Origin of the sequence: Rhodococcus sp. AQ5-07 (genome assembly GCF_009707305.1) — a bacterium.
Classification (GTDB): Bacteria; Actinomycetota; Actinomycetes; order Mycobacteriales; family Mycobacteriaceae; genus Rhodococcus_F; species Rhodococcus_F erythropolis.
Genome location: NZ_CP046099.1, coordinates 4,362,543 through 4,385,094 on the forward strand (window position 1 = coordinate 4,362,543; position 22,552 = coordinate 4,385,094).

General features: G+C 61.6%; 19 protein-coding genes and 1 pseudogene. 11 read left to right on the plus strand and 9 right to left on the minus strand.

Annotation, left to right across the window (positions count from 1 at the left end):
- Window positions 1-67 precede the first annotated feature (67 nt).
- Window positions 68-391 carry a DUF6292 family protein gene (locus tag GJB56_RS20375; protein ID WP_019745820.1) on the plus strand — a complete coding sequence of 108 codons (324 nt, stop codon included), beginning with the start codon at window positions 68-70 and terminating at the stop codon, window positions 389-391.
- 80 nt (window positions 392-471) lie between these two features.
- A complete protein-coding gene (locus GJB56_RS20380; protein ID WP_019745821.1) occupies window positions 472-1,893 on the plus strand; it encodes a DUF2252 domain-containing protein in 1,422 nt (473 codons plus the stop codon).
- 4 nt (window positions 1,894-1,897) lie between these two features.
- Here the strand turns inward: GJB56_RS20380 and GJB56_RS20385 are convergent, their stop codons facing one another.
- On the minus strand, window positions 1,898-2,155 hold the full coding sequence (locus GJB56_RS20385) for a WhiB family transcriptional regulator (protein WP_003943196.1): 258 nt from the start codon (window positions 2,153-2,155) through the stop codon (window positions 1,898-1,900).
- A gap of 19 nt (window positions 2,156-2,174) precedes the next feature.
- Complete coding sequence (locus GJB56_RS20390) at window positions 2,175-2,714, minus strand: HNH endonuclease (RefSeq protein ID WP_031333862.1); 540 nt, start codon at window positions 2,712-2,714, stop codon at window positions 2,175-2,177.
- A gap of 334 nt (window positions 2,715-3,048) precedes the next feature.
- On the opposite strand from GJB56_RS20390, the gene GJB56_RS20395 reads away from it, so the two are divergent.
- Window positions 3,049-4,059 carry a threonine aldolase family protein gene (locus GJB56_RS20395; RefSeq protein WP_019745824.1) on the plus strand — a complete coding sequence of 337 codons (1,011 nt, stop codon included), beginning with the start codon at window positions 3,049-3,051 and terminating at the stop codon, window positions 4,057-4,059.
- 1 nt (window position 4,060) lies between these two features.
- Here GJB56_RS20395 and GJB56_RS20400 read toward each other — a convergent pair whose 3' ends face one another.
- Window positions 4,061-4,915 (minus strand): LLM class flavin-dependent oxidoreductase, encoded by an 855-nt coding sequence (locus GJB56_RS20400; RefSeq protein ID WP_020971177.1) that lies wholly within the window; start codon window positions 4,913-4,915, stop codon window positions 4,061-4,063.
- Window positions 4,912-5,775 carry a patatin-like phospholipase family protein gene (locus GJB56_RS20405; protein WP_042953212.1) on the minus strand — a complete coding sequence of 288 codons (864 nt, stop codon included), beginning with the start codon at window positions 5,773-5,775 and terminating at the stop codon, window positions 4,912-4,914. The genes GJB56_RS20400 and GJB56_RS20405 overlap by 4 nt, the downstream gene beginning before the upstream one ends.
- A gap of 54 nt (window positions 5,776-5,829) precedes the next feature.
- Between GJB56_RS20405 and GJB56_RS20410 the strand changes: the two genes are divergently transcribed.
- Both GJB56_RS20410 and GJB56_RS20415 read left to right on the plus strand, forming a co-directional pair.
- Entirely contained in the window at window positions 5,830-7,515 is a 1,686-nt protein-coding gene (locus GJB56_RS20410; RefSeq protein WP_195849552.1) for a dihydroxyacetone kinase family protein, read from the plus strand.
- Window positions 7,516-7,616: 101 nt separating this feature from the next.
- The gene (locus GJB56_RS20415) at window positions 7,617-9,239 is read left to right on the plus strand and encodes a long-chain fatty acid--CoA ligase (RefSeq protein ID WP_019745828.1); all 1,623 of its coding nucleotides are present in this window, start codon (window positions 7,617-7,619) and stop codon (window positions 9,237-9,239) included.
- 87 nt (window positions 9,240-9,326) lie between these two features.
- On the opposite strand, the gene GJB56_RS20420 is transcribed toward GJB56_RS20415, so the two are convergent.
- Genes GJB56_RS20420 through GJB56_RS20430 form a run of 3 tightly spaced genes read right to left on the minus strand, consistent with a single transcriptional unit; the run spans window position 9,327 to window position 11,949 of the window.
- Entirely contained in the window at window positions 9,327-9,953 is a 627-nt protein-coding gene (locus tag GJB56_RS20420) for a TetR/AcrR family transcriptional regulator (protein WP_020909537.1), read from the minus strand.
- 12 nt (window positions 9,954-9,965) lie between these two features.
- A complete protein-coding gene (locus GJB56_RS20425) occupies window positions 9,966-10,727 on the minus strand; it encodes a 3-hydroxyacyl-CoA dehydrogenase (protein ID WP_003942978.1) in 762 nt (253 codons plus the stop codon).
- Window positions 10,728-10,755: 28 nt separating this feature from the next.
- Complete coding sequence (locus GJB56_RS20430) at window positions 10,756-11,949, minus strand: thiolase family protein (protein ID WP_020971181.1); 1,194 nt, start codon at window positions 11,947-11,949, stop codon at window positions 10,756-10,758.
- A gap of 367 nt (window positions 11,950-12,316) precedes the next feature.
- Between GJB56_RS20430 and lanKC the strand changes: the two genes are divergently transcribed.
- Window positions 12,317-14,899 (plus strand): class III lanthionine synthetase LanKC, encoded by a 2,583-nt coding sequence (lanKC, locus tag GJB56_RS20435; protein WP_113682743.1) that lies wholly within the window; start codon window positions 12,317-12,319, stop codon window positions 14,897-14,899.
- Between the two features lie 629 nt (window positions 14,900-15,528).
- On the opposite strand, the gene GJB56_RS20440 is transcribed toward lanKC, so the two are convergent.
- Window positions 15,529-16,152: a hypothetical protein gene (locus GJB56_RS20440; protein ID WP_113682744.1), complete on the minus strand. Its 624-nt coding sequence runs from the start codon at window positions 16,150-16,152 to the stop codon at window positions 15,529-15,531.
- Between the two features lie 526 nt (window positions 16,153-16,678).
- On the opposite strand from GJB56_RS20440, the gene GJB56_RS20445 reads away from it, so the two are divergent.
- The 3 genes and pseudogenes from GJB56_RS20445 to GJB56_RS20455 all read left to right on the plus strand — a co-directional run bounded on the left by GJB56_RS20445 (window position 16,679) and on the right by GJB56_RS20455 (window position 18,530).
- Window positions 16,679-16,855, plus strand: coding sequence for a hypothetical protein (locus GJB56_RS20445; protein WP_154606694.1), 177 nt, complete (start codon window positions 16,679-16,681; stop codon window positions 16,853-16,855).
- Window positions 16,856-17,013: 158 nt separating this feature from the next.
- Window positions 17,014-17,229: a hypothetical protein gene (locus GJB56_RS20450; protein ID WP_154606695.1), complete on the plus strand. Its 216-nt coding sequence runs from the start codon at window positions 17,014-17,016 to the stop codon at window positions 17,227-17,229.
- 62 nt (window positions 17,230-17,291) lie between these two features.
- Window positions 17,292-18,530, plus strand: a pseudogene (locus GJB56_RS20455) (DUF222 domain-containing protein).
- A 126-nt stretch (window positions 18,531-18,656) separates the two neighbouring features.
- Here the strand turns inward: GJB56_RS20455 and GJB56_RS20460 are convergent.
- Window positions 18,657-19,544: an SDR family oxidoreductase gene (locus tag GJB56_RS20460; RefSeq protein WP_019745837.1), complete on the minus strand. Its 888-nt coding sequence runs from the start codon at window positions 19,542-19,544 to the stop codon at window positions 18,657-18,659.
- A 232-nt stretch (window positions 19,545-19,776) separates the two neighbouring features.
- Here GJB56_RS20460 and GJB56_RS20465 point away from each other — a divergent pair, with 232 nt between their 5' ends.
- Window positions 19,777-20,784, plus strand: coding sequence for an AurF N-oxygenase family protein (locus tag GJB56_RS20465; protein WP_003943163.1), 1,008 nt, complete (start codon window positions 19,777-19,779; stop codon window positions 20,782-20,784).
- A gap of 33 nt (window positions 20,785-20,817) precedes the next feature.
- Window positions 20,818-22,545, plus strand: coding sequence for an FAD-dependent oxidoreductase (locus tag GJB56_RS20470; RefSeq protein WP_019745838.1), 1,728 nt, complete (start codon window positions 20,818-20,820; stop codon window positions 22,543-22,545).
- Window positions 22,546-22,552: the final 7 nt, after the last annotated feature.

The window sequence follows — 22,552 nt, forward strand, 5'->3', positions numbered from 1 at the left end:
TGCCAAGCGTTTTTTCGGCGCCGGCAACGGGGAACCCTCCGATCGCAACCGAGCCGGAGGAGCGACCATGCGTGCACACATCGCCATTCCGAGTGAATCGACTTGTCACAGGTACGTAGTCGCCGTCGCCAGCTCCACCTTCGCCGAATCGGTCATCTGGTGCGACGGCCCCGCGTTCGACGCAGTACTCGTTCTGGGCAGCGAGATTCCGCAGCACAGTGGCCACCGAGCCGTACTCGCCTGGAATCACTACTTCGGGTGGGCGCTCGGCGTGGAAACGACACCGGATACGTCGTTCGCCGTTGTCGAATGCCTCGGTATCGGGAGAATGCCGGACCCGGAACTGTGCGCCGACCGCGCTGTCGAGTTGATTGCCCAGGCGGGTAGTTAAGGAACTCGTCGCGCGGCGCGCAATCCAGCGGGCATAGGATCGAGCGCGAGTTTCGCACGCCCGACGAAAGAGAGCCCGACATGGACCCGGTGAACAGGCCTGCCGGTCAGCTGGCTCTCGAGAACGAACCGGACGGCAGGGCGACTTTGCGGGCGCGTCAGACGCCCCGCAGTGAGCGTCGCAAAATCGGGAAGGGCCTGCGCAAGCGAGTAGCACGATCGTCGCTTGGTGATTGGACGCCCCCGCCCAACCGACGCGATCCGGTCGATCAGGTCAACACGGCACACGAGGGAAGACTCGACTGGTTGGTTCCGATTCGTGTAGGACGCATGGTCGCTTCACCGTACGGTTTCCTGCGCGGTACCGCCGGCTTGATGGCAGAGGACATGGCGCAGCTCCCGTCCACCGGCATCACTCCCGTCATCTGCGGGGATGCGCACGTCGGAAACTTCGGGTTCTACGGGTCCCCGGAACGTGAACTTGTCATAGACCTCAACGATTTCGACGAAGCACATCCGGGCCCCTGGGAATGGGACCTGAGAAGGTTGGCTGCGAGCATCTGGGTGGCCGGGCGGCAGAACGGTCTCACCGAAGCTCAATGCGAAACAGCGACAACCTCGTGTGTGTCCGCATATCGCCTCCACTTGGCAAAGCTTTCCGAGCGTCCACTGTTCGATCGCTCCTTCGACCGGGTCGATCTCGACGGACTGACCGACCACGTCACTGATCCCGGGTTGCTGGCCGAGATCCGCCGCGCCGCGGAGCGGGCACGACGGCGTACGAGCGATCACGCGGTTCCTCGGTTCACTGTCGAGGATCACGGACGGCGCCAGTTGGTCGAAAACCCGCCGCTCACAACACGACTCACGCCGCAGGACACCGACTTCCTCCTGGAGGGTCTGGACGAGTATCTCGAAACCCTTGCACCACACTGGCGCCGAGTCGTCTCGGGATACAACGTCATCGACGTTGCGCACCGGGTTGTCGGAGTCGGAAGCGTCGCTCTGCGTGCATACGTCGCCTTGTGCGAAGGGAGCATCCCGGACGACGTCATCTTCTTGCAGCTCAAGCAGGCTCGCCGATCCGTCGTCGCCCCCTTCGTGCACGGCGACTCGGCCTGGCACGACCATCAAGGACGACGCGTCGCGGAATACCAGCAGGCTCTCCAGACAGTCAGCGATCCACTGCTCGGGTGGTGCACCGTGGACGACCGCCAGTACTACGTCCGTCAGTTCCGGAACATGAAAGGTTCTGTGGACCTGAACAATATCGATGCAGCAGCCTTGACCGACTATGTCGCGATCTGCGGTCGCCTACTGGCCAAAGGACACGCACGAACCAGTGGCGCGTCACTGATTTCCGGTTACCTGGGAACCTCGGACACGGTCGACACCGCCCTCACCCGGTTTGCTCGGCTCTACGCCGATCAAACCGAACGTGACCACGACGCTCTGTGCCGGGCGGTATCGGCCGGTACGATCGCCGCGGAGCCGGGAATCTGATCCCTCACGCCGCGACGATCCTGCCCTGCTCGAACTTCACTCCTCCCCAGATTCCGGTCTGGCCAGTGGCAGAGGCGAATTCGCGACACGATTCCGCAATCGGGCACCTGTTGCACACGTCGGTCGCGTAGTCGTATCCTTCGGACGGAAAGGGAAACCAGCGGTCCGGCTCGGGGTCTCCTCGACATTCCGCCTGCCACCAGGTTCGGTCGTCCGAGATCGGCAGAAGCTCAGCCAGATTCGAGATTTCGTCAGCGCACATCACTTACTCCTTTCGACCGTCACGTCCGACTCAATTCACGCCAGATCTTCTGCTGCACTTTCTCGATGCGTCGAGGTGCCTTCGGTTCCCACAGCAGCCGCATGCCGGCCTCAGCCGGTGTGCGATCCGCTTTGCGCTGATTGCAGGAACTGCAGCACGCCACCAGATTCCCCCACGTGTTGGGCCCGTTGCGGCTTCGCGGCTGGACGTGGTCGATGGTCGTTGCTCTGGCGGCGCAGTACGCACATTGACGACCGTCCCGGTCGAAGATGCCGGCGAAGGTCGCTCGGCTGGAATCGGTGACCGTAACCCGGTGGGCGACATACACGTACTCGGCAAGCAGGATCGTCCGAGGCAGTGGGATCTCGACGTGCTTGGAGCGCACCGGAAATATCGGGATCACGTCTTCGGTGGACTGCGCGGAACCGGTGGCGATCAGGACGACCGCACGATCGGCGCTCACTTCACCGAGGTACTCATACGTTGCGTTGAGTACCCGGACGGACCGGTTCATCCAACTGTGAGAAGCGGCGGTAGATGCGCGGTTCGGGTTCCGCATGAGACGTCTCAGTTCATGTCGAGGAGTGGAACTCCTGGACACGAGGACGGGTCAGGAGCAAATACAAGAAACGGGGAACGGCATATATCCAGCGCCACTCTGTTCCCCGAATGCAGGAAGGGAAATGCCGCGGGGTGAGTGCCCGCGCAGGTGCAACGCTTGCTTCGAGTCGCGCATGCCTGTCCCTTCCACTTCTTGTTCTCTTCACCGACGATTGCCGGCGCCCATCATCACACGGAAGGCATCCTCAGCGATATTGATTTATCAGGCCGGAATAGCCGTCCAGCAAAGGCCGCGGTTTGACGCCGGAACACGCGGCTTGATCGAATGAGCCATGACTTCGTCGTACATCGACCTACGCTCGGACACCGTCACCAAGCCTGATGCGGAGATGCGGAAGGCGATGGCTGACGCCGAGGTCGGTGACGACGTCCTCGATCACGACCCGACCATGGCGGCGCTCGAGGAAGAGGTCGCACATACTCTGGGCTTTCCGGCGGCCTTGTGGGTACCGAGCGGATCGATGGGCAACCTGATTGCGCTGATGCTGCACCTTCGCCGCGGCGATCAGTTCCTCGCACCGGAACACTCTCACGTCTTGGGGTCAGAGTTGGGCACCGCTGCTTGGCTCGCACAGGGAATGCCGATGGCGCTGCCGCACGACGGCGGACCCGGACGTCCCAGTCCCGAGACCGTCGTGAAGGCGGCGGGCTCCCCCGGCCCGTACTTCACGTTGAACACCACGCTGCTCTGTCTCGAGAACACCCACAATTTCGCCGGCGGCGCCGTCATGAATCCGACGGAGTGGACGAAACTGGTCGACGCGGCGAGATCACGCGGCTTGAAGATTCATCTCGACGGCGCCCGCCTCTGGAATGCCGCTGCTGCACTCGATGTTTCGCCCACCGAATTGACTTCCGGCGCCGATACCGTCCAGGTGTGCCTGAGCAAGGGACTCGGTGCGCCGGTCGGCTCGATTCTGGCCGCATCACCTGAATTGATCACCGAAGCCCGAAGGATCCGCAAGATGCTCGGCGGCGGCGTTCGTCAGGGCGGGGTGCTTGCCGCAGCCGGCATCGTCGCGCTTCGCTCACAAGCTCGCCTGTCCGACGATCACGACAATGCGCAACGCCTGGCGTCGGGCCTTCGTGAACGCGGTTGGGCTGTCGACGAACCCGCAACCAACATCGTTCTCGCCGCCACAGCCGATCCGTCGGCCACCGTTGCTCAGCTCGCCGCTGTCGACGTCGGTGCAGTCACCGTCGCCGGGAAGGTTCGGTTCGTGACACATCGAGACGTGAGCACTGCCGACATCGACGAAGTTCTGTCCCGACTAGCCGCCTGAGCTACACCATCAGCGGTTGAACCTCCTGCGCGACAAGGCGAATGAACTCGCGAACGTCCGGCTCGTCAACGGTCGGTTGGAGTACCACGGTGGTTGCACCCGCGTCCACCCATCGCACTGCTGCGGCCGCAACGTCGGCCGCGGTCCCCACGGCAATCGCTTCCTCCGGCGACTCGCACCCTGACGCTGCGGCCTCGGCAAGGGCGCGCTCACGACCGCTGGAACCAAATGCACAGATGACGTAAACGACCACCTCGAGATCCTGCGCTCCGATATGAGCGATCGCCCGGCGAACGCCTTCCGGGGTCGTCCCACCCGAGAGCACGGTGCCCTGCGCCAACTCACCACTGAGCGCCAAAGTCTTTGGCCCCGTGGCACCGACGAGCAACTGCGGCACCTTCTCGGGCGGCCACGCCAGCTTGACGTCCGTGAGATTCACGTATCGACCGGATACCGTCACCGACTCACCGCGCAGTAATCGCTCGAGTGCTCCGAACTGCTCCCGGAGGAGGGTCAACGGCGATTCGACCTTGGCGCCGATCTGCCGCATCCAACTCTGAACGCCGTGACCGAAGCCAACCCGCAGTCGATCCGGATGAACTCTGGCCAGCGCCGAAATCTCCATCGCCGTGATCGCGGTGTTGCGCATCGGAGTCGGCAGCACACCGATCGCTACTCCCAGGCGCGTGGTTTCGGCCAATACAGTTGCAGCAGTGGCTATTCCTCCGCCGAAGAAGCAGTCCTCCCACAGCCAGACCTCGTCGATACCGACTTCGTCGGCATACCCCGCATGCCGAACCAGATCTTCCGGGGATTGCTCCGGGCGCAGGACCACGGCAATCCGTGCGGCGCTCATGCCGTCACCAGAAACGCAGCGATCTCGTCAGCTGTTCGGCGACCCTGTTCGCGTCCCAGTTCGGCTGCCGGGCGCCTTGTCGCCGGCGAGAGAGAGTTGGTTCCGATCGCTTCCACGACGGCGTCGTCGGCGAAGATCGCCAGTACCCGTGACTGCGTCATCGCGTCGATTTCCTCTCGTAGGCTGCCGCCCAGCAGATTCGGGGCGGGATCGGCAGCAGGTGAAAGAACCACGACCACATCGCAGTCGGCAGCCAAATGAACATTCGAGCCACTTGCCATTCCGCCGTCCATGTACCGGTCGCCCTCGATCATGACTACCGGCCACACCCCTGGTACGGCGCAACTTGCTCCGACTGCGTCGATCAGTTCTACGCCGTCAGCACTGCCGAACACCCTCAACTCACCGGTTTGTGCGTTGATCGCCGGGATGCGCAACTCCCGCTCGGGCCACAACCGATTGGGCAGCCTTGCCTCGATGACCGCACGACGCACGGCGGGTTCGACGGTGTCGGCGGCCATCGCTGCCTCGCCGAGCGCACGAAGTTGTTCGGACCGATCCGCGGAGCCCGCGATCGCGTCGACGAACATCTGACCGAGGACCTCGACATCTACCTCCGGATCGATCTCACCGGTCGCAGCGGCCGTTTGTGCGTCGAAAAGCTCCTGAAGTGTCGCGCCGCCCGCAATCTGAGCAGTCACGGTGGAACCTGCAGAAGTGCCGATCAATACGTCCGCTGCCAGCAGCGCTGCGGCAGCGTCCGGCGATTTGTCCTGAACGCCCAACAGAAAACCGGTTTCCCAGGCGATTCCCGCAACGCCGCCACCGGCAAGTACCAACCCCAATTTCACGCCGTCCACCTCTCGTCGATCACGATCCGTGCCCGAAGTCGACGTTAGACCTACTCTGAAGTGATGTTCATGCGCAGCGCAAAGACATTTGTTCCCGACGCACTCCGCGGGTTGATCGCATCCACCGACGACATCGCGTGGAACCCCGATCCCGGATACCTCACTCGTGCACAGCCCCTTCCGCGCGGGCGAGTCGCGCTCGTCTCCGGCGGCGGCTCGGGTCACGAACCCATGCACGCCGGATTCATCGGCGAAGGAATGCTCACGGCCGTCTGTCCCGGGTTGATCTTCAGCTCACCCAACGCACTGCAGATCCATGAAGGATCCAAAGCTGCCGACGCCGGTGGCGGCGTCCTGCACATCGTGAAGAACTACACCGGCGACGTGATGAATTTCGGTATCGCACGGGAACTACTCCGCGAGGACAAGATCGACACGGACGTCGTCTTGGTCGACGACGACGTCGCGACCGAACGCGCAGACGGTAGCGGCCCGGGGCGACGCGGCACTGCGGCAACGATCGTGGTGGAGAAGGTCTGCGGCGCGTCGGCCGCCCGCGGTGACGACCTGGCCGAGGTGACCCGGATCGGACAACACGTCGCGCACTCGGCTCGCAGCATGGCCGTCGCTCTTCGCCCATGCACCTTGCCGGGGGCTGACGAGCCGTCGTTCGACCTACCGGACGGGCAGATAGAACTCGGTATCGGAATCCACGGCGAACGCGGCACAGAACGCGTGGACGCCCTGCCCGCACCGGAATTGGTGCGACGGCTGACGGATCCGATCATCGAGTCCCTGAGTCTCGCCGAAGGTGATCGCGTCATCGCCGTCGTCAACGGCCTCGGCGCCACCCACCCAATGGAGCTGCAACTGCTGTTCGCCGAACTCGGAGACTATCTGGCCGACCAGGGAATTCACATCGAGCGGACGCTGATCGGAACGTTCGTCACTGCATTGAACATGGCCGGAGCATCCATCACCCTTGTTCGCACAAACAAAGAAATCCTCGAATTATGGGACGCGCCAACAAAAGCGCCCGCCTGGCCGAATGCTATGGCACGTGAGTACAGCGGCATGGGCAAGCGTGAATCATTCGGTCCCACATTCACACCCGACACCTCACGCACTGCCGAAGGCAGCTTCGTCGGCGGCTGGATTGCGGACTGGGCCGCGAAGGTACTGGAGCAGGAACCTGCCCTGACCGATCTCGACCGACGAGCAGGAGACGGCGACTTCGGGACCAACATGGTGGCCGCACTGGATCAGCTCGACATCTCGGCGATCCGTGACACCTATTCCACTGCAACGATATTCGATGCAGTCTCCCAGGCGTACCTCGGTCACGCCGGCGGTACGTCCGGCGCGTTGTTCGGCATCTGGTTCCGGCATTTCTTCCGCGTCGCCGCAGAATCAGCGGACTCCGAACTCGACCTCGGTGCGATCGCGACTGCAGCACGGGCGGGGCTCGACAACATCACCTCGCTCGGCGGCGTACGCGTCGGCGACAAGACGATGGTCGACGCGATAGTTCCGGCGGTCGAGTCGTTGGAGCAATCCGTGAACTCGGGAGCCGATCGGGACGCTGCTCTGGCCAGCGCAGCGGCAGCGGCGGCGGCCGGCTCGGAGTCGACCGAAACCATGCTCGCGAACCGCGGACGTGCAAGTTATGTGGGCGAAGCCGCTCGCGGAGTGGTCGATCCGGGAGCGCTACTCATAGCGTGGTTCTTCGCTAGTGCAGTGGGTCACTAGCGAGCACTTCGGAGCTGTGACTAATCTGGCAGCCACAGCACATCGTTTGTGAGGGCCCGTGGGCAAAAGCACCGGTCTCACACACCACACAGGAGCAGCCCATGCTGAGCACCATGCAAGACGCCCCCCTCTCCATTGCTCAACTTCTCCGCCACGGTGCCTCCGTTCACGGCGCTTCCGAGGTTGTCACGTGGACCGAGTCCGGCCCGCGCCGTGTGTCATACGCAGACGTCGGCAAGCGCTGCGCACAGCTTGCGCACGCCCTGCGCGGACTCGGTGTCGAGGGTGACGAGCGAGTCGCCACGTTCATGTGGAACAACTCCGAGCACCTCGAGGCGTACCTGACGATCCCCTCGATGGGTGCTGTGCTCCACACGCTGAACATTCGCCTGTTCCCCGAGCAGTTGATCCACGTCGCCAATCACGCCGAGGACCGCGTGATCATCGTCGATCCGTCCCTGATTCCGCTTCTCTCTCCGCAGCTTCCGTCGCTGACAACCGTCAAGCACATCATCGTCACCGGTTCCTCCACTGCGGGACTCGAAGCTCCCGAGGGCGTGCAGGTTCACACATACGAGGGCTTGATCGCCGATCAGCCAACCGAGTTCGACTGGCCCGAGGTCGACGAACTCAGTGCTGCCGCAATGTGTTACACGTCCGGCACCACGGGCGACCCCAAGGGCGTCGTCTACTCCCACCGTTCGATCTACCTGCACTCCATGCAGGTCTGCATGAGCGACGGCCCCAACCTCGCGCAGGGCGATCGTGCACTCGCCGTAGTGCCTCAGTTCCACGCCATGTCGTGGGGACTTCCCTACGCTGCGTTCATGATCGGCGCCTCGCTGATCATGCCCGATCGCTTCCTCCAGCCTGCTCCGTTGGCTGCGATCATCGCCAGCGAGAAGCCGACGTTCGCCGCGGCCGTACCCACCATCTGGCAGGGCCTGCACCTCTACCTCGAGCAGAACCCACAGGACATCTCCTCGATGCGTGAGGTTCTGATCGGCGGCTCCGCTGTACCGCCTGCCCTCATGCACGCATTCGAAGCCGACCACAACGTCTCCGTCCTGCACGCCTGGGGCATGACCGAAACCTCCCCACTCGGATCCGTTGCCCGCCCGCCGGCCGGTGTCACCGGCGACGCGATGTGGAAGTACCGCTACTCTCAGGGCCGCTTCCCGGCATCCGTCGAGGCACGTCTCATCGACGATGACGGCAAAGTTGTTGCACACGACGGCGTTTCCGTCGGCGAGCTCGAAGTGCGCGGCCCCTGGATCACCGGGTCGTACTACGGCGTCGATGCGGAAGACAAGTTCAACGACGGCTGGCTCAAGACCGGTGACGTCGGATCCATCACGGCCGACGGCTTCCTGAGCCTGTCAGACCGCTCCAAGGACATCATCAAGTCCGGCGGCGAATGGATCTCATCGGTCGACCTCGAGAATGCCGTCATGGGTCACCCTGACGTCACCGAAGCTGCCGTCATCGGCGTGCCGGACGAGAAGTGGGACGAGCGCCCGTTGGTCGCGGTTGTTCTGCGCGCCGGATCCGAGACCACGATGTCCGAACTCCAGCAATATCTTTCGGACAAGGTCGCCAAGTGGCAGCTCCCCGAGAACTGGGCTGTGGTTCAGGAAGTTCCGAAGACGAGCGTCGGCAAGTTCGACAAGAAGCGCCTGAGGGCCGACTACCACGAAGGCGGACTCGAAGTCACTCGCCTCTGACACGGAGTGAATGCTGAAGTATGAATACTGAAGGTGGGCAACAGGTTTTCACTCTGTTGCCCACCTTCGTTTAACGAGCAATGCGCTTTACGGACGATAACCGACCGTGTGAAAAGCGATGTCGACGTACTTCTGCGCCAATTGCGTCGGCGACATCGGCCCGCCGGTCTGGAACCAACGCGGCAGTGACTGCGCCATACCGAGTATGGCCCGGACGGTCTCTTCGGTGTCGGTGACCGCGAAATCTCCCGATGCCACACCGTCGTCGACGATCCTGCGCATGAGCAACTCGAGCCGCTTACGACTCGCGGCGTATCGACTTCGGCTTTCCGGTGAGACATGCCGAATCTCGGTGTCCAACGCAGCATGCCGCGACCGGTGGGTCATGTAGAGAACAATTGCCTCCACAACCAAGGCGAAGCGTCGTACCGGATTTTCGCCGGCTTCCACCTCTGCCGCTTCGGTTCTGGTATTCAGCTCACTCATCGAGATCTCGAACAGAGCGACGAGGACTGCCTCTTTGTTCGCGTGGTGATAGTAGAGCGCGGGAACGGTTACCCCGACACGGTTGGCAATCTGCCGCACCGTCGTGCCGTGGTAACCGTTCTCGTCGAACAGCTCGAGCGAAGCCATCAGGATGTCGGTCATCACCAGCGGCGGGAAAGTCCTCCAGTCCACTGCCACCGAATTCACGGGCTCCACCTCGCCAGTCATGAATAGCCGAAATTACCGCGGTGCCATACGGATTGCACCGTCGAGGCGGATCGTCTCACCGTTGAGCATAGGGTTGGAGACGATATGCGCAGCAAGCGCGCCGTACTCGCTGGGATCGCCCAGGCGAGAGGGGTGAGGCACCTGCTGACCCAGCGACGCCTGAGCTGCTTCAGGCAGTCCGGCCAGCAACGGGGTCTTGAACAGGCCGGGAGCGATGGTGTTGACGCGGATCAGCAGCGACGCGAGGTCACGGGCGATGGGGAGCGTCATACCGACGACGCCACCCTTCGACGCGGAGTACGCAGCCTGCCCGATCTGACCGTCATAGGCTGCGACGGAGGCGGTGTTGATGATGACGCCGCGTTCACCGTCGATGGGTTCGGTCTTCGAAATACGTTCCGCAGCAAGACGAAGAACGTTGAAGGTGCCGATCAGGTTGACGTCGATGACCTTCTTGAATGCGTCGAGCGGGAAAGCACCCTTCTTGCTGACCGTCTTGACTGCGTTGCCGATTCCGGCGCAGTTGACTGCCACGCGCAGGGGTCCGAGGGACTCGGCCACGTCGAGTGCAGCGGTGACCGCAGCCTCGTCGGTGACGTCTGCAGCCGCGAAGCGGACCCGGTCGCCAAGTTCCTTGGCGATGGCTTCACCGTTGGACGACGGAAGGTCGATGATGACGACGCTGGCACCGTCGGCAAGAAGGGCTTTGGTCGTAGCCAGGCCGAGGCCGGATGCTCCACCGGTGACGACGGCGACGCTGTCGTTGACGATCATGAGAGTTCCTTTCGAAAGGTTATGTGTTTCAGATGCGTTCGATGATGGTGGCGTTGGCCATGCCGGCGCCCTCGCACATGGTCTGCAAACCGTAGCGTCCGCCGGTGGCCTCGAGGTGGTTGACCATCGTGGTCAACAGTCGAGTACCCGAGGACCCCAGGGCATGGCCGAGTGCAATCGCGCCGCCCCACGGGTTGAGCTTTGCCGGATCGGCGCCGAACTCGTGAGCCCAGGCGAGCGGGACGGGAGCGAAGGCCTCGTTGACCTCGTAGGTGTCGATGTCGTCGATGCTCAAACCCGCGCGAGCGAGCACCTTGTGGGTGGCTGGGATGGGTGCGGTGAGCATAAAGATCGGGTCGTCGCCCGCAACGGAGAAGGAATGGAAACGAGCTCGCGGGGTCAGCCCCAGCTTCGACGCCATTTCTTCGCTCATGATCAGTGCTGCGGACGCGCCATCGGTGAGCGGCGACGAGTTACCGGGAGTGATCGACCACTGCGCTTCGGGGAAGCGCTGCGCGTACTTCTCCGAGTAGAACGACGGCTTCAAGCCGGCGAGTCCCTCGGCGGTAGTAGACGCGCGAACCGTCTCGTCGAAGATATGCGAGACGGTCTCACCGGCGGCGTTGGTCACCGAGATCGGCAGAATCTCCTTGTCGAAGAGCCCCTTCGCCGCTGCCTCTGCTGCCCGCTGGTGGGACTGCGCGGAGAATGCGTCGAGAGCGTCGCGGTCAAGCTTCCACTTGGCGGCGATCAATTCTGCAGAGATTCCCTGGTTGACCAGGCCTTCGGGGTAGCGAGCCGCGATGCCCGGACCGGAAGCATCCTTCCCCATCGTCGTGGTACCCATCGGGACACGACTCATGGATTCGACGCCTGCCGCGATCACGATGTCGTAGGCCCCGGCGATCACGCCCTGCGCCGCAAAGTGCGCAGCTTGCTGACTTGATCCGCACTGGCGATCGATCGTGGTGGCGGGTACCGACTCGGGGAACCCTGCCGACAGGACCGCGCTGCGGGTGATGTTGAGCGCCTGCTCACCGGCCTGGCCGACGCAACCGCCGATCACGTCGTCCACCAGGGCGGGGTCGAGGCCGTTTCGCGAGGTGATGGAACGCAGAACGTGGGCCATCAGTTCGACAGGGTGCGTCCCGGACAGTGCTCCACCCGGCTTTCCCTTGCCGGACGCGATCCGGACTACATCGACGATCACTGCCTTGGTCATCTTCGTTCCCTTCGAGGACGTGCATTGCTGGGGCGGTCCGGCACCCGAGTTCGTGGCACCGGATGCCGGACCGAGATCGTGGGAGCATCCTGACTTAGCGCTCGCTAAACAATTACCACCGAGTCGGATCGTCCGTCAAGAGAGGGCTACCGAACTCGAAGCAAATATGGACGGACAAAAAAGCTGGACGATCAGGAACCCCTGACCAACGCCCTTCATTAGTACTTTCGAATGATAGGTTTTCAATCTTCGCCCGAAATGTCCGGAATCGGATAACCTTCCGCCACAAGCAATCCAAGCCACAGGGGATTCGGGGCGTGGCACCAATCGATGACAAACCGCAGGGGGACTGACCCGGAGGTAGAGCGTGGACCTGCGATACGTTGCATTCACACGTGCCGACTCGCATTTCTACGACCGAATCAGAACGGTCACTCGACCTGACGCACCGACTGACCAGCACTTTAAGCCTGCAAAGTCGGTGGACTGGTCACTCTGGCGACGCGGTCCCCAAAGCGGACCGTGGAACTACTTCCAACCGCCTGACAGCGTGCTGCCAGAACAGGGATGGAAGATTCACTGCTCCGCTACCCAAGCCAACGCGCAGGAGCTGCTCGATACCGTCTCCGCGTATTGCGGCCACAATCTGGTGCCTTTCAAATTTCTTCGGACGGCAGCAGACCTCATGTTCTCCAACAGCAAGCAGGCCAATCGAACATCCAGCGGAAAATTCATCACGATCTATCCGGCGGATAGCGTTGCCACACAACGTGTCATCACCGAACTGGACGAGCTTGTCACGGCTGCCGACGGGCCATACATCCTCAGCGATGTGCGATGGAACCGGGGACCACTGTACTTACGGTACGGCGCGTACCTGCCCATGCACACCAGCGATTCATTCGGCGATCGCGTCCCGGCAATACGGCGCCCTGACGGATCGCTCGAACCCGATCTGCGCGGCACTTCCTTCAGAACTCCAGACTGGGTACAAATCCCGGACTTCGTTCGCGCGCAGCAAGACAAGCTGAAATCACGCGACGCCTTCCCCTATTCGATCACTGAAGCCCTGCACTTCAGCAACAGCGGGGGGATCTACTCAGCGCTGGACGACGCCGGCATCAATCTGGTCATCAAAGAGGGTCGACCCTTCACCGCCCCGGACGCCAACGGCCGGTACGCAATCGACCGCATCCGCAACGAGTACGACACGCTGACTCACCTTGCCGACAACCCGTACTCACCTTCCGCGCTCAACTTGTTCGAGCGCGAAGGACACCACTTTCTTGTCACCGAGCGCGCTCCCGGCGCTCCCCTGAATCAGGAGATTGCGCTCCGCTATCCGCTGATACGCGCGGATCAGACACTCAGCTCCCGAACGGAATACAGAACCTGGGCGCTCGACATCGCACAACAGTTGACCACAGCAGTCGAGAGCTTCCACAACGCCGGAATCGTTCATGCCGATCTTCACCCCGGCAACGTGATGTGCTCACCGTCCGGTATTCGGATCATCGATTTCGAGATGGCCCACAACATCGACGAGCAACCGCCCCGGTCCACCGGGGCTCCCGGGTACACCGCACCGCAACAGTTGACAGGAATCGAGGCAGATCGATACTCCTTGGGATGCATCGAGCTGGGACTCTTTGTTCCACTTACTACATTGCTCCCCCTCGATCGCAACAAGATTCCCGAACTCATCGGCTACGCGGTGTCTCGATTCGATCTTCCTCGTGCCTTCTGTGCCTCGCTCTATTCGATGCTCGACGCACAGCCGCCGGAACCGGAGGATCACCCGCATCGTTGGGACACGTCGTCGAGGGAAACCTTGCAACGTATGGACGCTCGATTGCGCTGCGGCATCCTCACCACACTTGATCTCTCCCGCGCTGATCGACTCTTTCCCGGTGACATCGCCCAGTTCGAAGTGAACGGTTACGGCATTGCTCACGGCTCGTGCGGAAACCTACTCGCCGATGATCTTCCCACCGACACCTTGGAGAAAGTTCTGGAATGGACTGAACATCAAGTTGATTCGGATACGCAACCACGGTTCGGTTTCTTCGACGGTCTCGCAGGTGCGGTGCATACCTTTCGGCAACTAGGACGACACTCGACTGCCGACAGGTGGGTCGAGGCTTTGCGTGGAGTCCCACTCGACGCGCTCGACTCCAGCCTCTTCGGCGGCCTTTCCGGAATCGGGTGCCTTCTACTCGAGGAATCGGAGTCATGTCCGGCGGCATCGTCAACTCTCGCTCTCGTCACCGAAACTCTGCGGGATCGCCTTCCGGCTGCTCGCGCACACGTCCGCTTCACCGACGGAACATCCTGGGCGACAACGGGTCGCGGCGGCTTGATGAGAGGGCCGAGCGGGCAAGCACTGTTCTGGACTCGCCACTACGAACGGACCGGCGATCCTCGATCGCTGGAACACGCGCGACAGCTTGTCGACATCGATCTGTCCGTGATGCGGATGTGCCCTGACGGTTCGATGCAGCTGACAGAAGAGCGCCGCACAATGCCGTACCTCGGATCGGGATCCGTCGGCGTGGGCCTGGTACTTCTTCAACTTGTTCGACATGTCGACGAGCCGCGCTACGCGTCTGCGCTACTTGCCATAGCCCGCGCTGCCGCCGTCGAATTCACTGCCCAAGCCGGACTACTCAACGGGCGAGCCGGGCTGATTCTCTTTCTCGGCGAACTCTCCAAGAGTCCATATGCCGGCGCCGATTGTGAGCAGACGCTTGCCCAGCAGTTCCAGCTTCTGGGCTTACACAGCCTCAATCACGCAGGAGGACTGCACTTTCCAGGTGAACAGAACCTGAGACTCTCGACAGACTGGGCAACCGGATCTGCAGGAATACTGGCGTCGCTCCGACATACCGGATCGGCAACTGCCCGACAGTCGTTTCCACTGATGTGCGCGTCGAACTGCCACATCGCCTAATTGTTCGGAAGTTATCACCCACGGCAGATTGGAGCACAGAAGTACCAGGCGAAAAACCTGGAATTAAATCAACACCGCAAGCAAACTCGATCGATCAAATCCATCGGCAAGAACGCCGATCAACAAAGGAAATGACAATGGACGCTATTCTCTCCCTTCAAGATCTGTCAGTCGCCGCCGGCAACGTCGGAGACGCAGGCCAGCTCGAGCAGAACGCGGCAATCAGTTCGCTCAGTTTCTTCTGCCTCTGACCTCAGGCCGATACCTCGGAGCAGGTCCGGGGTATCGGCTTTCGGAATCCGTGCGGATCACCAGACGAACAGTATTGTTTCATCATGAGACGCATCCGCACTTCACCAAGCTGTATTCGCCGATGATGTGCGCGACCTGGCGGCAATGCCGAGGGCAGATCGGGCGGCCAGCGGCGGTGATATTCCTCCTGATCCTGACAGCCGCGTTTTCAGGTTGGTTCGTTCAGCGTTCGGCGAGAGTTGGGACTTCGGGGACATCTGCTCACGCTGGTACGACGGAGGTGGCAGTTGCCGCACCGACACCGCCTTGACCTTCACGACGCTTTTCGTACTCCTACTTCCCTTCGCCTCCGGAATGCTGGTCTGGTGGTTTGAGAATCAATACGTGTCAACGACGAGATGAGGGAATCGGTACCATCCGCCCCCGATGTCTTCCAGCCGGAGCTGAATGAAGGTCTTGTCGGACACACCATCGGGTGCGTACACCCAGCCGGGATTGTCCAAGATGTCCAATCCATCTCGTGCGTCATAGAAATAGACGTGGCCTTCACTGCTGACGTTGGCATAGGAGATATCGAATCTGCCGATTCGTAGATCACGATGATACCCATCGGAATAGGGATCGTCAGGTTCTTGAAGTAGTTGCTGTGCAACGGTTTCGAAGTCTGCCCGATACTGATCGAAATGTGGCTGCCCCGCGGCCGCGATCCCGAGTGCGATCACCATGAGAACCGGAACAGCGACAACGGACCACAACCATCGGCGTCGCTGCCACCAGCACACTCCGAGCAGCACGATTGCAACAGTCGCGGTGAGGACCCAGAGAACGATCGCACCGGCGATCGAGAGTGCACTATCCCCAGGCTCGGGCCAGGTGAGATGGCATTTCGCTGCGACATACATCGCCGACGCCGACGCTGCGATAAGTGCGTTTACCAAACCAACCCAACGAAGAGCACCGGACCTTCTCGTTGCCTGCGAGTTCGACACTGCCTGATCCATTCGATGAGGATAGCGAGCTGTTTGTCGCGGACTAGCAGTAACCACTTCCCCGATCTCACGATCGATTGTTTCTCGGCACGGAGAAAGTGTCCACGGTGCTATCTTTGCTGAGTATGGGAGGCAGGGCTGCGAGAATGGTCGATTTGGACTACCGATGTCAGGAGAGTTCGGCGACTCCCAAAGTCGACAGGTCAATTTTGAGCACGGCTGGATTCGGTGGATCGCAGCAACCAATACCATCGTCACCTCATGATGACGTGACTGTTGCGGGCGAGTCGTGAAGATTCGATTATTACGAGCAAGCCAAGCGTCTTTAGCAATATCGCTGATCGCACTAACCTTGGTCTATTTGTTGGACGCATTTTCTTTGCGCCTCCAACATCAGCCCAGCTGGTGCATTGATCACTATGGAATCCCATCACGATTCAATAATCTCCTTCCCGACCGGGCGGAGAGGGTAGCGGCAGGAATTACAGACTTCTGGGGATGGTTCCCTCCAGGCATAAGCTGTACATTCACTGATGCAGTGACCAAAGAAAGCGAAACGGTGGCACCGGCCGCGGACAGGTCGTACATCGTCGTCGTTCTTGTGGCGCTGATCATGATCTCGGCTGTCGGCGTATTGTTCGGCCGCCGGAAAGCGCTGAAGATTGGTTCTGGCTCGGGACTGCAGATGCGCACTCGACACCAGACCGATGAGTAACAAATCGGTGTCCGTCGTATCCGGCGCTTCCACTACTCGTCGATCTTCGCGAATCCACCGGCCGTGTTCGAGGGTATTTCTTGCGGTCCTGGTGGTCTTCGTTCCCATCACGCTGGCGATGACACTCCTGGGCCTGGTGCTCGGCTGGACCCATACGCTTGCCGGGGACAGACAACTGCCTTCGAGAACAGGGAATCGATCACTATGCCGTGGTCTATCACCCGCAGAGCCGGTACTGGCATTTTCAGTTCATCGAGACCGCCGTGATCCTGTTGCGCTCCGGGTTGATGGTGGCGCTCGCACTCGTCGGCGCACGTGGACTACGTCGGCGACCCGCCTATAACCGAATGTCCGAATTGTCGAAATCGATTTGATAGCAGCAATTTTCGATCAACAATCTCTTGTGTTCGAAACTTTGTTCGATTAGACTTTCGGCATGGACAGTCGGGAAGCATGGCAACTGGATGGTGAGGGCCTCAAGCGTGAGGTTCTGGATCTGGTGCGTGTCCGACACGAGTTGCAGTCGCGGATGGTGCTGCTGATCGTGGAAATGTTTTCCCGTGAGGTTCTCGGCGGGAAGGGTTTTCGGGCGATCGCGCAGTGGTTGCACGGTTCGACGAATCTGGAGATCGGCGAGTGCAGTCTGCTGGTCGGGTTGGCGCGGTTGTTGATGCTCGAACCCTTTGTGGCGGATGCGTTTCACCGTGGTGACGTGGATGCGTTGAAGGCGCGGCAGGTGGCGTCGTTTTGTCAGCATCCACCGAAGAACATGACCCTGGCGGATGTGGACAAGGCCCGCGGGATCTTGCTCGGGTTGGCGTCGAAGAACATTGCCGATTGTGATGCGGTGCGGGCGGCGATCCGCCGAATCGAGAAGCAGTACGGAAAACGCGAGGACGGTGTTCCGGTCGGCGAGGATTCGGAGCGCAACGAGTTCTACGCCTCGAAAGGCCTGTACGGCAGAGTAACTGTGAAGGGTGATCTGGATGCGGTCAACGGGGCCCGTCTGATCACGCTGCTGTCGAGCCTGTCCGCTCCGACACCGGAGAAGGACGGTGTCAAGGACACCCGCACTCCGGCGCTACGGCGGGCGGACGGGTTCTGCGAACTCCTGCGCCGGTACGAGCGGGCGGGGTTGGGCCCGATCGAAGGCGGGGTGAAACCACACATCACGGTCACCGCGTCCGCGAAAGACATGACCGACCTTAAAGTTCTGAAAGACCTCTTGCCGTCCACCGAGGAGCTGGGATTCGCGTGGACGGACTGGGTGGGCCCGATCAGCATCGACACCGCCCGGATGCTCGCCTGCGACTGCACCGTCACCCGAATTTTGTTGGATGAAAATGGTGTTCCGCTCGACTGCGGTAAGGAAGCGAGAACAGCAACGGTGCCGCAGCGGCGGGCGTTGGCAGTTCGTGATGGCGGGTGTGCGTTCCCGGGATGCGGGACTCCGTAGGGGTGGTGCGATGCCCATCATATCGTTCACTGGAACGATGGTGGCCCAACAGATCTCGACAATCTGATCTTGTTGTGCGGTCATCACCACCGGACGATGCACCACACGGAATGGCGGGTGGAGATCGGTCCGGATCGAAAGACGGTGTTCTATCCACCGATGTCGGTTGATCCGTATCAACAGCCGATCGGCGGGAACAGCCCACCCACAGCGGCGTGAATCGCGACAATCGAATACATCAGCACCGGGGACGAACCATGCCCCGGTGCTGGTGCACGTTTCTGGTCAGATCCCAACCCCTCAGATCCCAACCCCTCAAATCCCAGCCCCTCAGATCCCAGCCCCTCAGATCCCGGCCCTTCGCACGAGAGCGTCAGTGGCAGAAGGGGATACAACGTCGATCGCTCGTAACAGCCCCGCGTACCGCGGATACAGCTCGACGGGACGCGTATTGATCGCCCTCAAGATCCACGATGCAGCTTGATCGGCCGTCAGCGCCGGCTGGCTCACGTAATCCGCCGTCGGCGCGATCATCGGTGTTCGTATGAGTGGGAATTGCACTGTGGTGACATCGACACCGGTGCCGTGACATTCCGCGCCGAGGCTTCGGCCGAAGGCACTGAGAGCAGACTTCGACGCGTGGTAGGCACTGAACCTCGGCATCACGCCGGCAGTGACTCCCCAGGTTCCGACGTTGATGATGTGTCCGGACTTCGCCTCGAGCATCGCGGGCAGCAGACGCAACGTCAGTCGTGTAGGTCCGAAGTAGTTGAGTGCCATAGTGCGCTCGTAGTCGTGGAATCGGTCGACCGAATCCAACGCGGTACGCCGGATCGAGCGACCCGCATTGTTGACGAGGATGTCGACCGACCCGAATCGATCCGCGATCGTCTCCGCGAGTTCGTCGACGGCTTCACCGCGGGAGAGGTCCGCAGGCACGATGTGCGCCCACCCTCCCCTGCGGTGGATCTCGTCCCGTACGTGTTCGAGGTTTTCCTCACCGCGCGCGACCAGGATCATCTCGGCTCCCCGACGAGCCAAGAGATGAGCTGTCGCCTCGCCGATCCCCGAGGAAGCTCCTGTCAGAACGATCGTCTTGTCGGAGAGCGTGACACCGCGTGACGGAACAAGAGAGCGCAGACGCGTCGGCGGACTCAAGGCAATATTGCTGAGCAGCGTTCTGATCACATCGGCCTCGGTTCGATCTTCGCGTGCGTTTCGGTGCGAACCCATCCCTGAACAGCCAACTTCGAGCGCACCGCGGAAATTACTCAAAAGTAAGTTATGGCGCCGTTTCGACCGTGTCAAGAATTCGTCGAGATCCAGGAGTATCTGCCACTAGCTTTTCCTGATACCTCGGGTTACATTAAACCCAGACCGAGTGCCAGCGATCACACAACCGGCCCTCGATTCCACCGAACACCGCGAGAAATACCAGCGGTGACCGAAACGAAGAGGAGACGCCATGACGCTCACATCGCCGCTCGACAAGCGCGGAGAAGCATCCGACGACTCGTACAACGAGACGCTTCGACTCCTGTCCGAGGGCTCGGTGCACAAGCACTTCGACCCGTACCTCGACATCGACTGGGACTCCCCCGAGTTTGCCGTCGTCCCGAACGATCGCCGCTGGATCCTCCCGGCCGAGACAGACCCGCTGGGTGCTCACCCCTGGTACCAGTCGCAGTCCGAGGCCAGGCAGATCGAAATCGGCATGTGGCGCCAGGCCAATGTCGCGAAGGTCGGTCTCCAGTTCGAGAACATTCTGATCCGCGGCATGATGCAGTACGTCTTCTCGCTGCCCAACGATTCGGCCGAGGCGCGCTACTGCACGCACGAGTCGGTCGAAGAGTGCAACCACACGATGATGTTCCAGGAGATGGTCAACCGCATCGGTGCCGACGCTCCCGGCATGAGCCGTCCGATGAAGATGCTTGCACCCTTCATTCCCCTCGCTGCGGGTCCGTTCCCCGAACTGTTCTTCGTCGGTGTCCTCGCCGGTGAAGAGCCGATCGACCACATTCAGAAGAGCATCCTGCGTGCCGGCGGCCAGATCCACCCGATCATGCAGTCGGTCATGGCCATCCACGTAGCCGAGGAAGCGCGTCACATCTCGTTCGCGCACAAGCTTCTGAGCCGTCGCATCCCGCTGATGTCACGCCCGAACCGGTTCGTCCTCTCGCTGCTGTTCCCGATCGTCATGCGCATTCTCTGTGACGCCATCGTCATCCCGCCGAAGTCCTTCTGGAAGCAATTCGACATCCCGAAGTCCGTGAAGAAGGACCTGTTCTGGGATCTGCCCGAGTCGCGCCAGACCCTGCGCAACTACTTCGGTGACGTCCGCATGCTGGCCACCGACACCGGCCTGATGAACCGTGCCTCGCGCCTGGTCTGGAAGGCCTGCAAGATGGACGGCCGCGCATCACGTTTCCGTAGCGAACCTCACCGCAGCTCGCACAACGCCGCCGCGTAGCTCCCGGACAGTCGAGATCGGACTCATAGCGCCATGCCACACGTAGTCACGCAGTCCTGTTGCAGCGACGCCTCGTGCGTCTACGCCTGCCCGGTCAACTGCATCCATCCGACGCCGGACGAGCCGGACTTCCTCACCGCCGAGATGCTGCACATCGATCCGCAGGCCTGCGTCGACTGCGGCGCATGTGTCTCGGCCTGCCCGGTCGACGCCATCGTCCCCGAGTCGAAGCTGACCGACCCGCAGCGAGTCTTCCTGTCCATCAATGCGGACTTCTACAAGGAAGAGCGGCCCAGGCCGCTTCTCGCCAAGGTCATCCCGGCAGCCCACGTCGACAAGGGCCGACCGCCGTTGCGCGTTGCGATCGTCGGTTCCGGACCGTCGGCGATGTACGCCGCGGACGAGTTACTGACTCAGCCTGACGTGCAGGTCAACGTCTTCGATCGCCTTCCTGTGCCTTACGGCTTGGTTCGCGCCGGCGTTGCTCCGGACCATCAGAAGACCAAGCAGGTCACTCGCTTGTTCGACAAGATCGCCGCACAAAAGGGTTTCGAGTTCTACCTCAACGTCGAGATCGGCAAGCACATCTCGCACAGCGAACTGCTCGAAAATCACCATGCGGTGCTCTACGCAGTCGGCGCTTCGTCCGACCGTGGTCTCGGCATTCCGGGTGCTGATCTGCCTGGCACGGCATCGGCCACCGACTTCGTGGCCTGGTACAACGGCCACCCCGATCACGCCGACGACGTCTTCGACCTCTCGCATCGCCGCGCGGTCATCATCGGAAACGGAAACGTCGCGCTCGACGTCGCTCGCATTCTCACGGCCGATCCCGAGAAGTTGGCGGGCACTGACATCTCCGCTCACGCACTCGCCGCTCTGCGGAAGAGTCGCGTCGAAGAAGTTGTCATCGTGGGTCGACGCGGAATCGCGCAGTCCGCGTTCACAGTCCCCGAGTTCACCGGCCTGATGGCACTGCCGGACATCGAACTCTCTGTGGGACCCGACGACATGGTTCTCGACTCGGCCACCGAAGAACTGGCAAAACGCGGCGAGCTTCCGCATGCCGTCGAGCAGAAGTTGCGTCTACTCGAAGCCCTGAAGAACCGCGATCACGTCGACGTCGGCAACAAGCGCATCACGTTGCGCTACCTGCTCACGCCGACGTCGATCACCGGCGACGATCAGGTCAGTGGAATCGAGTTCGCTCGCAACGCCCTGGTCGACGCCAACGGAACCGTGCAGATCGAGGCGACGGGCGATACCGAGACCATCGATGCCGGCTTGGTCCTCACCTCGATCGGCTACCGCGGAGTGCCCATCACCGGCGTCCCGTTCGACGAGCGTGCTTCGGTCATTCCGAATGAGAACGGCCGCGTCCTCGAAGCTCCGAACGGCGATCCCGCAACCGGCGTCTACGCGACCGGTTGGATCAAGCGCGGACCGAGTGGGTTCATCGGCACCAACAAGTCCTGCGCGCAGGAAACGATCAGGATGCTCGTCGACGACTTCAACGACGGACGCCTGACCAACCCGGTCGCCGACGACTCCGCAGTCGATCGTCTGGTCCGGGCGCGACAGTCCGACGTAGTCGACCGCGAGGGCTGGCACGCCATCGACAAGGCGGAACTGGAACGCGGCGCTGCGCACGACCGTGTCCGCGAAAAGGTTCTGGATCAGGTCGAAATCACCTCCATCCTCGACGCTGCGGCCCGGGTGAAACCGGCGCGTCGATTCGGTCGACCCGTTCGCGCTCGCTGATCCACTA

Excerpts from the sequence above, each read along its gene's own strand:
- GJB56_RS20375 (WP_019745820.1), top strand. The coding sequence starts at position 68 with ATGCGTGCACACATCGCCATTCCGAGTGAATCGACTTGTCACAGGTAC.
- GJB56_RS20380 (WP_019745821.1), top strand. The coding sequence starts at position 472 with ATGGACCCGGTGAACAGGCCTGCCGGTCAGCTGGCTCTCGAGAACGAA.
- GJB56_RS20385 (WP_003943196.1), bottom strand. The coding sequence starts at position 2,155 with ATGTGCGCTGACGAAATCTCGAATCTGGCTGAGCTTCTGCCGATCTCG.
- GJB56_RS20390 (WP_031333862.1), bottom strand. The coding sequence starts at position 2,714 with ATGCGGAACCCGAACCGCGCATCTACCGCCGCTTCTCACAGTTGGATG.
- GJB56_RS20395 (WP_019745824.1), top strand. The coding sequence starts at position 3,049 with ATGACTTCGTCGTACATCGACCTACGCTCGGACACCGTCACCAAGCCT.
- GJB56_RS20400 (WP_020971177.1), bottom strand. The coding sequence starts at position 4,915 with ATGAGCGCCGCACGGATTGCCGTGGTCCTGCGCCCGGAGCAATCCCCG.
- GJB56_RS20410 (WP_195849552.1), top strand. The coding sequence starts at position 5,830 with ATGTTCATGCGCAGCGCAAAGACATTTGTTCCCGACGCACTCCGCGGG.
- GJB56_RS20415 (WP_019745828.1), top strand. The coding sequence starts at position 7,617 with ATGCTGAGCACCATGCAAGACGCCCCCCTCTCCATTGCTCAACTTCTC.
- GJB56_RS20420 (WP_020909537.1), bottom strand. The coding sequence starts at position 9,953 with ATGACTGGCGAGGTGGAGCCCGTGAATTCGGTGGCAGTGGACTGGAGG.
- GJB56_RS20425 (WP_003942978.1), bottom strand. The coding sequence starts at position 10,727 with ATGATCGTCAACGACAGCGTCGCCGTCGTCACCGGTGGAGCATCCGGC.
- GJB56_RS20430 (WP_020971181.1), bottom strand. The coding sequence starts at position 11,949 with ATGACCAAGGCAGTGATCGTCGATGTAGTCCGGATCGCGTCCGGCAAG.
- GJB56_RS20440 (WP_113682744.1), bottom strand. The coding sequence starts at position 16,152 with ATGGATCAGGCAGTGTCGAACTCGCAGGCAACGAGAAGGTCCGGTGCT.
- GJB56_RS20460 (WP_019745837.1), bottom strand. The coding sequence starts at position 19,544 with ATGGGTTCGCACCGAAACGCACGCGAAGATCGAACCGAGGCCGATGTG.
- GJB56_RS20465 (WP_003943163.1), top strand. The coding sequence starts at position 19,777 with ATGACGCTCACATCGCCGCTCGACAAGCGCGGAGAAGCATCCGACGAC.
- GJB56_RS20470 (WP_019745838.1), top strand. The coding sequence starts at position 20,818 with ATGCCACACGTAGTCACGCAGTCCTGTTGCAGCGACGCCTCGTGCGTC.